Source organism: Streptomyces sp. SLBN-118 (genome assembly GCF_006715635.1).
Taxonomy (GTDB): Bacteria; Actinomycetota; Actinomycetes; order Streptomycetales; family Streptomycetaceae; genus Streptomyces.
Genome location: NZ_VFNP01000002.1, coordinates 3,233,929 through 3,246,278, shown reverse-complemented (window position 1 = coordinate 3,246,278; position 12,350 = coordinate 3,233,929). Strand labels below are relative to the sequence as shown.

Annotated in this window: 11 protein-coding genes; 7 read left to right on the top strand and 4 right to left on the bottom strand. The window is 69.7% G+C overall.

What is annotated here, in order from left to right; genetic code table 11:
* Nucleotides 1-11: 11 nt before the first annotated feature.
* The 3 genes from FBY35_RS33190 to FBY35_RS33175 form a co-directional block, all read right to left on the bottom strand.
* Nucleotides 12-344 carry an FmdB family zinc ribbon protein gene (locus FBY35_RS33190; RefSeq protein ID WP_142217616.1) on the bottom strand — a complete coding sequence of 111 codons (333 nt, stop codon included), beginning with the start codon at nt 342-344 and terminating at the stop codon, nt 12-14.
* Between the two features lie 68 nt (nt 345-412).
* Complete coding sequence (locus tag FBY35_RS33185) at nt 413-1,711, bottom strand: MFS transporter (protein WP_142217615.1); 1,299 nt, start codon at nt 1,709-1,711, stop codon at nt 413-415.
* Between the two features lie 261 nt (nt 1,712-1,972).
* On the bottom strand, nt 1,973-3,484 hold the full coding sequence (locus tag FBY35_RS33175) for a potassium/proton antiporter (protein WP_142217614.1): 1,512 nt from the start codon (nt 3,482-3,484) through the stop codon (nt 1,973-1,975).
* A gap of 214 nt (nt 3,485-3,698) precedes the next feature.
* Here FBY35_RS33175 and FBY35_RS33170 point away from each other — a divergent pair, with 214 nt between their 5' ends.
* The gene (locus FBY35_RS33170; RefSeq protein WP_142217613.1) at nt 3,699-6,422 is read left to right on the top strand and encodes a penicillin acylase family protein; all 2,724 of its coding nucleotides are present in this window, start codon (nt 3,699-3,701) and stop codon (nt 6,420-6,422) included.
* 23 nt (nt 6,423-6,445) lie between these two features.
* Here the strand turns inward: FBY35_RS33170 and FBY35_RS33165 are convergent, their stop codons facing one another.
* Nucleotides 6,446-7,048: a 5-formyltetrahydrofolate cyclo-ligase gene (locus FBY35_RS33165; protein WP_142217612.1), complete on the bottom strand. Its 603-nt coding sequence runs from the start codon at nt 7,046-7,048 to the stop codon at nt 6,446-6,448.
* 94 nt (nt 7,049-7,142) lie between these two features.
* On the opposite strand from FBY35_RS33165, the gene galU reads away from it, so the two are divergent.
* From galU to glpR, 6 genes are all read left to right on the top strand, one after another.
* Complete coding sequence (galU, locus tag FBY35_RS33160; RefSeq protein ID WP_142217611.1) at nt 7,143-8,045, top strand: UTP--glucose-1-phosphate uridylyltransferase GalU; 903 nt, start codon at nt 7,143-7,145, stop codon at nt 8,043-8,045.
* A gap of 4 nt (nt 8,046-8,049) precedes the next feature.
* Nucleotides 8,050-9,351: a gephyrin-like molybdotransferase Glp gene (gene glp / locus FBY35_RS33155; RefSeq protein ID WP_142217610.1), complete on the top strand. Its 1,302-nt coding sequence runs from the start codon at nt 8,050-8,052 to the stop codon at nt 9,349-9,351.
* A gap of 72 nt (nt 9,352-9,423) precedes the next feature.
* Nucleotides 9,424-9,903, top strand: coding sequence for a cyclic pyranopterin monophosphate synthase MoaC (moaC, locus tag FBY35_RS33150; protein WP_142217609.1), 480 nt, complete (start codon nt 9,424-9,426; stop codon nt 9,901-9,903).
* A gap of 65 nt (nt 9,904-9,968) precedes the next feature.
* On the top strand, nt 9,969-10,451 hold the full coding sequence (locus FBY35_RS33145) for a molybdenum cofactor biosynthesis protein B (protein WP_260848979.1): 483 nt from the start codon (nt 9,969-9,971) through the stop codon (nt 10,449-10,451).
* A gap of 17 nt (nt 10,452-10,468) precedes the next feature.
* Nucleotides 10,469-11,080 carry a GNAT family N-acetyltransferase gene (locus tag FBY35_RS33140; protein WP_142217607.1) on the top strand — a complete coding sequence of 204 codons (612 nt, stop codon included), beginning with the start codon at nt 10,469-10,471 and terminating at the stop codon, nt 11,078-11,080.
* Nucleotides 11,081-11,216: 136 nt separating this feature from the next.
* Complete coding sequence (glpR, locus tag FBY35_RS33135) at nt 11,217-12,317, top strand: gephyrin-like molybdotransferase receptor GlpR (protein ID WP_142217606.1); 1,101 nt, start codon at nt 11,217-11,219, stop codon at nt 12,315-12,317.
* Nucleotides 12,318-12,350 lie beyond the last annotated feature (33 nt).

Below are 12,350 nucleotides of genomic sequence, written 5' to 3'. Positions count from 1 at the left end.
GAGAGCTTGGGTCAGGCGGCGGAGCTGCCGCTGGTGCTCGACGAGGAGGAGGCGGAGCCCGAGGAGGGGCCGGAGCCGTTCGTCGACGTCGAAGCCGCGGGCTTCGCGTCGGAGGACTTCGCACCCGTGGACGGCGTCGACGACGCGGGCGAGCTGCTCGACGACGAGCCACGGCTGTCGTTGCGGTAGAAGCCGGAGCCCTTGAAGACAATGCCGACCGCCGAGAACACCTTCTTCAGGCGTCCGTCGCAGGTCGGGCACACGGTCAGGGCATCATCGGTGAACTTCTGCACCGCCTCGAGGCCCTCGCCGCATTCGGTGCACTGGTACTGGTAGGTCGGCACTTGTCTTCCTCCTGGCACTCTCACTCAATGAGTGCTAACGACGGTCCATAGTGACGTATTCCGCTGGATCAGTCCACCGCCACGGGCACTCGGTGACCCATCCCACGCGCCGCGATCCGCCCGGAAGCCCTCGGCGAGAGCCGCGAGCGAAGGACCAGGAGGGTGACCAGAGCCAGTGCGCTGCCCACCAGCGGGACCACGAATCCGGCGCTCGCGCCGTATCCGTCGGCCAGCCGTCCGGCCACCGTCACGGCCGCCGCCTGACCGAGCGCGACGGCGCCGGTCAGCCAGGTGAAGGCCTCCGTTCGGGCCGATGAGGGCACCAGTGACTCGACCAGTGTGTAGCCGCCGATCAGGGCCGGAGCGATGCAGAGGCCCACCAGCAGCCCGAGCCCGGCCAGCAGCGCCACGGAGTGCACGGCCCACAGCGCGGAGGCGGCCAGCGTCAGCCCGGCGTAACCGAGCACCATCCGGCGCCGCGGTCCGCTCTTCCAGGCGATCGCGCCGCACGCGATGCCCGCGAGCATGTTGCCGGCCGCGAAGATCCCGTAGAGCAGGCCGTTGGCCCCGGGGTTGCCGATCTCCTCTGAGAAGGCGGTCAGCGAGACCTGCATTCCGCCGAAGACCGAGCCGATGCCGAGGAAGGCCACGATCAGGACGCGTACGCCGGGGATGGAGAGGGCCGATGCGTGCTCCACGCGCGCGTGGCCGACGGCCCGGCTCGGCTGGGGCTGCGTACGGCTCTGGGCCGCGAAGAAGAGGCCGCCGGCGAGCGTCAGCGTCGCCTCCGCGATCAGTCCGCCGGCCGGGTGCACACCCGTGCTGAGCGCGGTCGCCAGCACCGGTCCGACGACGAAGGTGAACTCGTCCGTCACGGACTCGAAGGCGGCCGCGGTCGTCATCAGCGGCGAGCCTCCCCCAGAGCCTTCGGCCTGGGAGGTACCCCCACCAAGCCTGGCGGCCCAGCGGGCCCGCACCATCGGGCCGATCTGGGGTACTGAGGCACCGGTCGGGACGGCTGCCGCGAACAATGCCCACAGGGGAGCGCCCGACAGGGCGAGCGCGGTGAGCGCGGAGACGGACGTGGTGTGCAGCAGGACACCGGGCACCAGGACCGCGCGCTGCCCGAACCGGTCCGCGAGCTTGCCGCTCTGCGGTGCGAACAGTGCCATGGAGACCCCGGTGACGGCCGCCACCGCGCCGGCGCTGCCGTACGAGTCGGTGGTGTGCTGCACCAGCAGGACGATGCCGATGGTCAGCATCGCGAACGGCTGGCGTGCCAGAAAGCCGGGGAGCAGGAAGGTCCAGGCGCCGGGGGTGCGCAGAAGCTGCCCGTATCCAGGACGGTTCTTGACCGTGGATGCCACGGTCCGTGCCTTTCTGCCGCCTGGTAGCGCTCCTGAAGTACGCGTCGTACTTGTGGTACGAGACGCACCCGAGCCGCCGAGAGCTGTCCTCTTGCGCTGAACTGCGGTAGATACCGGGGCGCTACGAGGGCTCCGCGGCCGCCATACGGTCGCGCCAGCTCTGCGTCAGGCAGAGTTGGTCGATCAGTGTGCCTTCATCGTACAGGGGATCTCTGGATCGTTCCTGGGAAATGGCTCACATTCTCAGAGGACCGCCTGCGATTAACCGGATCTTCCTTCGGCGTTTCCGCCCGTCCCCAGCCAGTCGGCCAGCTTTCCGCCCTGTCCGACCGCCCGCAGCCGCCGCTCGGCCGCGTCCCGCACCGGATCGGTCGCCACCACCAGCAGCTCGTCGCCCCGCCTGAGCACGGTGGACGGCAGTGGTACGAAGCTCTTCCCGTCGCGTACGACCAGGGTGACCGCCGCCCCGGCGGGCAGCCGCAGCTCCGCGACCTCCACGCCGTGCATCTTCGATTCGTCCGGGATCGCCACCGAGAGCAGATGCCCGCGCAGCCGCTCCAGGGGCGCGGACTCGATGCCCAGGTCGGAGGCGTCGGAGGGGCGGCCGAGGTGCAGGGCCTTCGCCAGCCACGGCAGCGTCGGCCCCTGGACCAGGGTGTAGACGACGACCAGGACGAAGACGATGTTGAAGATCCGGTCGCTGCCACTGATCCCGGCCACAGTCGGGATGGTCGCGAGAATAATCGGCACGGCTCCGCGCAGCCCCGCCCAGGACATCAGTACCTGCTCCCGCCATGAAACGGGGAAGGGCACCAGGCTGAGGAAGACCGACATCGGCCGCGCCACCATGGTCAGGACCAGGCCCACGACCACCGCGGTCCAGAAGTCGTCAGTCAGCTCGTGAGGGGTCACCAGCAGGCCGAGCAGGACGAACATGCCGATCTGGGCAATCCAGCCGAGGCCCTCGGCGAAGCCGCGGTTGGCGGGCGCGTGCGGCAGCCGTGAGTTCCCGAGCACCATGGAGGCGAGGTATACGGCGAGGAAGCCACTGCCGTGGGCCATGGCGCCGGCGGCGTACGCCACCACCGCGATCGCCATCACGGCGATCGGGTAGAGGCCCGACGCGGGGAGCGCCACATGCCGCAGCCCGAAGGCGCCCAGCCAGCCCGCGGCGAGTCCGATGCTCGCGCCGATCGCCAGCTCCAGCGTGATCTCGCCGACGAGGCTGTACCACTCGTCGACCGGTCCGGCCGTGGAGAAGGCCAACACCAGGATCACCACAGGGGCGTCGTTGAAGCCGGACTCGGCCTCCAGCACACCGGTCACCCTGGATGGCAGCGGCACCCTGCGCAGTACGGAGAACACCGCAGCGGCATCCGTCGATGACACGACCGCACCGATGATGAGCGCCTGCCGCCACTCGAGCCCGACCAGGTAGTGCGCTCCCGTGGCCGTGACGCCCACGCTCACCGCGACGCCGACGGTCGACAGCACGACCGCCTCCGGCAACGCGGGTCTGATCTCCTTCCACTTGGTGCCCAGGCCACCTTCGGCCAGGATCACCACAAGCGCGGCATAGCCGATCACCTGCGTCAGTCGGGCGTCGTCGAACTTGACGTCGAAGATGCCGTCCTGGCCTATCGCAATCCCTATCCCGAGATACAGGAGCAGGCTGGGGAGCCCGCTGCGTGAGGAGATGCGTACCGCCGCTACGGCGATGAGCAGGACGAGCGAGCAGATGAGCAGGAGCTCGTTGAGCTGGTGGACAGTCAGTGGCCGATCCTTCCCCTCGCGCGTACACGCCGGATCGTTCCACCGGCGGGCGACACTTCGTTACCTTACCTAATCTTTAACGTTTCCTTTACTCGGGAGATCATTTGTTCGGGGACCGGGTGCTCCCTTTCGGATACCGCGTCCGGTCCCGCCGGACGCTGCGCCTATGGTTGCTCCAGCACTCCAGGACCAGCCTGCGCCTCGAAGGACAGCGATGCCCGCCAACACAACCGCCTCTTCCCCCAAGAAGAAGAAGGGGCGACGCGCCCGCCTGCTCGTGATCGTCCTGGTGCTGGCGCTCGTCGCGGGTGTCGGATACGGCACGTGGTGGAGCATCAGCACGGTGCGCGCCTCGTTCCCGCAGACCACGGGGACCATCAAGCTCGAAGGCCTCAAGGGCCAGGTCGAGGTCAAGCGCGACGACTACGGAATCCCGCAGATCTACGCGGACAGCGACGAAGACCTGTTCCGCGCCCAGGGGTTCGTCCAGGCGCAGGACCGCTTCTGGGAGATGGACGTACGCCGTCATATGACGGCCGGCCGGCTCTCCGAGATGTTCGGCTCCGGCCAGGTCGAGACCGATTCGTTCCTGCGTACGCTCGGCTGGCGCCGGGTGGCCCAGCAGGAGTACGACACCAAGCTCTCGCCGGACACCAAGAAGTACCTCCAGGCGTACGCGGACGGCGTCAACGCCTATCTCAAGGGCCGCGAGGGCAGGGAGCTTTCCGTCGAGTACGCCGCGCTCGAGTTCGAGAACGACTACAAGCCCGAGAAGTGGACCCCCGTCGACTCGGTGGCCTGGCTCAAGGCGATGGCCTGGGACCTGCGCGGCAACATGCAGGAGGAGATCGACCGCTCGCTGCTGACCAGCAGGCTCAGCGAGAAGCAGATCAAGGACCTGTATCCGCCCTATCCGTACGACAGGAACAAGCCGATTGTCGGCGGCGGCGGAATCAGCGCCGCCACCGGCAAATTCGACCCGGGCTCCACATCCACGGACATTTCCGGCAATGGCGGCAACAGTGCGCGGGGCGCCGCGCAGGGCCTCAACTCCCAGCTGGCCGCCCTCTCCAAGACCCTGGACGCGATCCCGGCCCTGCTGGGTCCCAGCGGCAACGGCATCGGCTCCAACTCCTGGGTCGTCTCGGGCCGGTACACGACGACCAACAAGCCGATGCTGGCCAACGACCCGCATCTCGCGCCTCAGCTGCCCTCCCTCTGGTACCAGATGGGCCTGCACTGCCGCAGCGTCTCGGCCTCCTGCCAGTACGACGTCGCCGGTTACACCTTCTCCGGCATGCCCGGCGTGATCATCGGTCACAACCAGGACATCGCCTGGGGCTTCACCAACCTCGGCGCGGACGTCACCGACCTCTACCTGGAAAAGCTCAGTGGCGACCGCTACCAGGTGGGCCGCGAGGAGCGGCAGCTGACCACCCGCGAGGAGGTCATCAAGGTCGCGGGCGGCTCCGACAGGAAGATCACGGTCCGCTCGACCGGGCACGGCCCGCTGGTCTCCGACCGCAGCGACGAGCTGGAGAAGGTCGGCCAGAAGGCCCCCGTCTCCTTCGCCCCGGACCGCGGTGCCGGTTACGGGGTGGCGCTGCAGTGGACCGCGCTGCAGGCCGGCAAGTCCATGGACGCGGTCTTCGCGCTCGACCGCGCCAAGGACTTCGCCGCCTTCCGCGCGGCGGCCAAGAACTTCGAGGTCCCCTCGCAGAACCTCGTCTACGCCGACGCCAAGGGCAATATCGGCTACCAGGCACCCGGCACGATCCCTGTCCGCGCGGAGGGTGACGGCACGACGCCCGCGCCCGGCTGGAACCCCAAGTACAGGTGGAAGGGCTACATCCCCTTCGATGAGCTGCCGTACGAGCTGAACCCCAAGCGCGGCTACATCGCCACCGCCAACCAGGCGGTGATCGACGCCAAGAAGTATCCGTACCTGATCACCAAGGACTACGGCTACGGCACCCGCAGCCAGCGGATCAACGACCTCATCGAGTTGAAGATCCGGGGCGGCGGGAAGATCTCGACCGAAGACATGCGCACCATGCAGATGGACAACAGCAGCGAGATCGCCAAGCTGCTGACTCCCATACTGCTGAAGATCGACATCTCGGACCCGTATGTCCGTGAGGCGCAGAAGCTGCTGGAGGGCTGGCGCTACACCCAGGAGCCGGACTCCGGTGCCGCCGCCTACTTCAACGCTGTCTGGCGCAATGTCCTCAAGCTCGCCTTCGGCAACAAGCTGCCGAAGGAGCTGCGGGTCGAGGACGAGTGCCTCAATGTCCGTCCCGCCGACAGCACGGCGCCGGACGACGAGCTCAGCAAGCGGGTGCGCGAGTGCGGCCAGCGCGACACGGATTCGGCGCAGCCGGACGGCGGCGACCGCTGGTCCGAGGTCGTACGCAGGATCCTCAACGACGAGAAGAACGAGTGGTGGCACTCCCCGGCCAGCCGTACGGATGCCGCCACCGTCACCCGCGACCAGCTGCTGGCCCGGGCCATGGAGGACGCCCGCTGGGAGCTGACCGCGAAGCTCGGCAAGGACGCCACCAGCTGGAGCTGGGGCAGGCTGCACCAGCTGACGCTGAAGAACCAGACGCTCGGCACCGAGGGTCCCGGCTTCCTGCAGTTCGTGCTGAACCGCGGCCCGTGGAACCTGGGCGGCGGCGAGGCGGCGGTCAACGCCACCGGCTGGAACGCGGCGGGCGGCTACAGCGTGATCTGGGTGCCCTCGATGCGGATGGTCGTCAACGTCGGCGACTGGGACAAGTCCCGCTGGATCAATCTGACCGGAGCGTCCGGGCACGCGTACAGCGCGCACTACACCGACCAGACCGACAAGTGGGCGGACGGTGAGCTGCTCGACTGGGCATACGGCAAGCAAGCGGTCGAGAACAAGACCGTCGACACCCTCAAGCTCACTCCCTAGCCCTCCCTAGCCCTCACTGGCCCTCACTGGCCGGGGTCCCTGAAGCGGATGACGGCCTCGGGTGTGACCACCGCGTGCACGGGGTGGTCGTGCGGCTCCTCCGGGACCCGCGCGACCACCTCGTTCGCGTACAGCAGCACCACCAGCGCCGGGTCCGCGCCGGCCGCCGAGAGGCGGGCGAGGACCCGGTCGTACGAGCCGCCGCCGCGGCCGAGCCGCATGCCGCGGGCGTCCACCGCGAGCCCGGGGAGGAGCACCGCATCCGCGTCGAGGACGGCGTCCACGCCGAGCCGCTCCCCGTCCGGCTCCAGCAGTCCGCGCTTCGCGCGCACCAGATGGTCCGCGCCCTCGTACACTCCCCAGTCCAGATCGTTGTCCGCCCTGAGGACCGGGAGCAGGACGCGTACGCCCCGGGCGCGAAGCGCGTCGAGCAGCGTGCGCGTGCCGGGCTCGCGCCCGACGGAGACATATGCGGCGACGGTGTGTGCTTCGGTCAATTCCGGGAGACCCAGGGCCAGTCGCGCGAGAACCGCGGCGGCCCACTCGACGTCCTTGCTGGGCAGAAGGCCCCGGGCGTCCAGGAGTTCACGCCGTACCGCACTCTTTCCGGACAAGTCACCGCTCATCGGTACTTCACAAACCTCTCGTATATGCCTTTATGAGAAGGAAGTTAACCGGAGGCTCATCTTCGGCCCATAGTCACCGGATAGGGTGATCCTCATGACTCAGTCGCACCCCAGGATCAGCAAGGCTGTCATCCCAGCCGCAGGCCTCGGCACCCGGTTCCTTCCTGCCACGAAGGCCACTCCCAAAGAGATGCTGCCTGTCGTCGACAAGCCCGCGATCCAGTACGTCGTCGAGGAGGCGGTCTCGGCCGGCCTTTCCGACGTGCTCATGATCACGGGTCGCAACAAGCGCCCGCTCGAGGACCACTTCGACCGCAATTACGAGCTGGAGGAGGCGCTCAAGAGCAAGGGCGACGCCGGCCGGCTCGCCAAGGTCCAGGAGTCGAGCGACCTCGCCACCATGCACTATGTTCGCCAGGGCGATCCGCGCGGCCTCGGCCACGCCGTCCTGTGCGCGGCGCCGCACATCGGGGACCAGCCCTTCGCGGTGCTCCTCGGCGACGACCTGATCGACCCGCGCGACCCGCTGCTCGCCCGCATGGTCGAGATCCAGGAGCGTGAGGGCGGCAGCGTCATCGCGCTGATGGAGGTCGACCCCGCGCAGATCCACCAGTACGGCTGCGCGGCCGTCGAGCCGACCGCCGAGGGCGACGTCGTCAAGGTCACCAAGCTGGTCGAGAAGCCCGCCCCCTCCGAGGCGCCGAGCAACCTCGCCATCATCGGCCGCTACGTCCTCACCCCCGCAGTCTTCGGCATACTCCGGGAGACCGAGCCGGGCCGCGGCAACGAGATCCAGCTCACCGACGCCCTGGAGAAGCTCGTCGAGGACGAGAAGGTCGGCGGGCCGGTCCACGGCGTGATCTTCAAGGGTCGCCGTTACGACACCGGCGATCGCGGCGACTACCTGCGCGCGATTGTCAGACTCGCGTGCGAACGTGAAGACCTGGGCCCGGAGTTCCGGACCTGGCTTCGCAGGTATGTGACCGAGGAGATGTAGCACCGTGAGCAGCACGATCTGGTCGGTGGACGACCACCTGGAGGACATCCTCGGCGCGATCCGGCCACTCGACCCGATCGAGCTTCAGCTGCCGGACGCCCAGGGCTGCGTCCTGGTGGAGGACATCACCGTGCCGGTCGCGCTGCCGCCCTTCGACAACAGCTCCATGGACGGCTACGCGGTCCGCACCGCCGATGTCGCGGGCGCGAGCGAGGAGTTCCCCGCGGTCCTCACGGTCATCGGCGATGTGGCGGCGGGCAGCGGTCCACTGCCCACCGTCGGGCCCGGCGAGGCCGCGCGGATCATGACCGGCGCCCCGCTGCCGCCCGGCGCGGAGGCGGTCGTCCCGGTCGAGTGGACCGACGGCGGTACGGGCGGGGGAGCGGCCACCACGATGCGCCCGGCGGGCCAGACCCCCGAGGGCGCGAGCGGCGAGGTCCGTGTCCACCGTCCGGCCGAGGCCGGTGCCCATGTCCGCTCGCGCGGCAGCGATGTCCAGGCCGGCGACATGGCCCTGGAGGCGGGCACGGTCCTGGGGCCGCCGCAGATCGGCCTGCTCGCCGCGATCGGCCGCGGCACGGTGCGCGTGCGGCCCCGCCCGCGCGTGGTCGTGCTCTCCACCGGCAGCGAACTGGTCCAGCCGGGTGAGGCGTTGGGCGAGGGCCAGATCTACGACTCGAACAGCTACGCCTTGTGCGCCGCCGCTCGCGACGCGGGCGCTCTCTCCTACCGGGTCGGCGCGGTCACCGACGACGCCGAGACGCTGCGCGCCACCATCGAGGACCAGCTGATCCGCGCCGATCTGCTGGTCACCACGGGCGGCGTGAGCGTCGGCGCGTACGACGTGGTGAAGGAAGCCCTCTCCTCGGTGGGCGACGAGGACGTGCCGGGCAGTGGCATCGACTTCCGCAAGCTCGCCATGCAGCCCGGCAAGCCCCAGGGCTTCGGCTCGATCGGCCCCGAGCACACTCCGCTGCTGGCGCTGCCGGGCAATCCCGTCTCCTCGTACGTCTCCTTCGAGCTGTTCGTACGACCCGCGATCCGGGCGTTGATGGGGCTCAAGGACGTGCAGCGCCCGAAGGCTCGTGCCGTACTGAAGACCGATAAGGCGCTCACCTCGCCGGACGGCAAGCGGCAGTTCCTGCGGGGCACGTACGACGCCGGTTCGGGCACCGTGTCCCCGGTGGGCGGTTCCGGCTCCCACCTCATCGCGGCACTCGCCCATGCCGACTGCCTGATCGTCGTCCCGGAGACGGACACTTCGGTGGAGCCCGGCGCGGATGTGGAAGTGGTCCTCATCGGCTGACCTGCTTACGGTGGCGGTACCGTGTCTGCCCACACAGGCCCCGCAGGGCCCTGACCGGGAGCGCCGCACCAGATGAGTACGCAAGGCAGGCTGACGCACATCGACGAGGCGGGGGCGGCCCGTATGGTCGACGTCTCCGGAAAGGACGTCACCGCACGCACCGCCCGCGCCAGTGGCCGGGTTCTGGTCTCACCCCAGGTGGTGGAGCTGCTGCGGGGGGAGGGCGTTCCCAAGGGAGATGCCCTGGCCACGGCCCGGATCGCGGGCATCATGGGCGCCAAGCGCACCCCCGATCTGATTCCGCTGTGCCATCCGCTGTCCGTCTCCGGGGTGAAGCTGGATCTGTCGGTCGCCGACGACGCGGTCGAGATCACCGCCACGGTGAAGACGACCGACCGTACGGGTGTCGAGATGGAGGCCCTGACGGCGGTCTCGGTCGCCGCGCTGACGGTCATCGACATGGTCAAGGCCGTCGACAAGGCCGCGGTGATCACCGATGTCCGCGTCGAGGAGAAGACGGGCGGCAAGTCCGGCGACTGGAGCCGGTCGTGAGCCCGCGCGCCGGAGAGGTCTACAGCCACAGCCACGGCCCGGACGCGGGGGCGGTCCGGCGGGCCCTGGTCGTCACCGCCTCCAACCGCGCCGCGGCCGGTGTGTACGAGGACAAGGGCGGCCCGGTCCTCGCCGAGGGGCTGACGAACCTGGGCTTCGCGGTCGACGGCCCCCGGGTCGTCCCGGACGGCGACCCGGTCGAGCAGGCCCTGCGGGAGGGGGTGGCCGCCGAGTACGACGTCATCCTCACCACTGGCGGCACCGGCATCTCGCCGACCGACAAGACCCCCGAGGTCACCCGCCGCGTCCTCGACCACGAGATCCCGGGCATCCCCGAGGCGATCCGTGCGTACGGCCGCGAGAAGGTGCCCACAGCCGCGCTGTCCCGAGGGCTCGCCGGCGTCGCCGGCCACACCCTGATCGTCAACCTGCCCGGCTCGACCGGCGGTGTGCGGGACGGAATGGCCGTACTGGAGCCGCTGCTGATCCACGCCGTCGACCAGATCCGCGGCGGCGACCACCCAAGACCTGCCGGGAGCTCAAGCTGAACGCCCCCTCCTGGCCGGTGATCCTGGCGGACGGCGATGTGGTCCTCCGCCCGATAAGGCTGCGTGACCAGCGGAACTGGCGCGAGGTCAACCGCCGCAACCGCGACTGGCTCAGGCCCTGGGAAGCGACCATTCCGCCGCCTGCCCCCGGCGGCCCGCACGCCCAGCGCCCCACCTACCGGCAGATGGTCCGTCATCTGCGCGCCGAGGCCAACGCGGGGCGGATGCTGCCCTTCGTCATCGAGTACCAGGGCATTCTGGTGGGCCAGTTGACGGTCGCAGGGATCACCTGGGGCTCGATGTGCTCGGGCCATGTCGGCTACTGGGTGGACCGGGACGTGGCCGGCCGCGGGGTGATGCCGACCGCTGTCGCGCTCGCCGTCGACCACTGTTTCCGTTCGGTGGGACTGCACCGCATCGAAGTCTGCATTCGGCCCGAGAACGGCCCCAGCCGGCGGGTGGTGGAGAAACTCGGATTCCGCGAAGAGGGCCTGCGCCCGCAGTATCTCCACATCGACGGTGCGTGGCGCGACCATCTGGTGTTCGCGCTGACGGCCGACGAGGTGCCCGAAGGACTGCTCCGCCGCTGGCACCGGGCACGACCTGGAAGGCCCCGGGGAATAAAATAAACGTTCGAAATTGATCGCCGTCGACCATGATGCGATCCGAACAATCACAAAAAAAGTCCGTGATATCAGCCAGATCGTGCGACACACCGGGCCAATTGGCGGATGCCCTTGCGCAAACCCCTCTACGGTGTGATGCGTGAGCAGCAGCGGCCTCATCTACGCAGTCATTGTCGGGGCCTGGGCCGCCTACTTGGTGCCGATGTGGCTCCGCAGGCAGGACGAGCTCAACGAAGCCCGTCCGACGGAACGCTTCTCCACCGCCATCCGGCTGCTGTCCGGACGCGGGGCGATGGAGCGCCGGTATGCCAGGGAGCTGCGGGAGCGCGACGCGGAGCAGGCCGTTCCCGACGTGGACCCGGATGCCGCCACGGACCGCTTGAGTTCCGTGGACGTCCGGGCCTTCGCCGCGCCGCCGGCCCGCACCGAAGCCCGGCTGGACGTCCCGGCGTCCCGCAAGGCGTCCGAGCAGTCGGCCAAGGTCCCGGCCCCCGCCCCGGCGGCACGGCGTTCGCGGGTGAACGGATCCGCGGCCGAGCGCGCCCGCCGCACCAGGGTGCTGGCCCGCCGCAGACGGACTACCGTCGTCCTCTTCCTCGCCTTCACGCTCGGCGCGGTCGTCGCGGCGGTCGGCGGGCTCGGCTTCCTGTGGGCCCCGGCAGTCCCGGCCGTACTCCTCAGTGCATACATCGTGCATCTGCGCAACCGGGAGCGGCGCCGCTTCGCGTTCACCATGGACCGGCGCCGGGCCGAGGCCGCGGCGCAGCGGCTGCGCGAGAACCGTCCGCGCCGCCACCAGGCCGCGGTGGCGTCCGCCGCCGAGCCGGACGAGGAGCCCGAGGCCGGCCTCGAACCCACGTCCGCTGCCACGGTCTCCCCGCAGGAGGCGGGCCGGCGGGCGCTCGTCGAGCAGACCGACCACGCCGAGTGGGTCGACCAGCAACGCGAGCGCGGTCCGGTCGGCGGCGACAGCTGGGAGCCGGTCCCGGTCCCCCTGCCGACGTATGTCACCGCTCCGGTGGCCCCGCGGGCCACGAGCGGTGTCGACGTCAGCGATCCGGAGACCTGGAGCGCAGCCCGCTCCTCGACGGCCGAGCCGACCCCGGCGCGGCCCGAGGAGGAGGCCGAGCGGTCGCCAGGTCGGCGTACACCGCAGCCCCGGCGTGCGCGAGAGCGAGGCCGCACCCCGCTCTTCGATCAGTATGCGGACGAGGACCGGCCCCGCGCCGCCAACGAGTGAGCCTGTGACCGGCGCGTTTGCCGTGCGGGAACG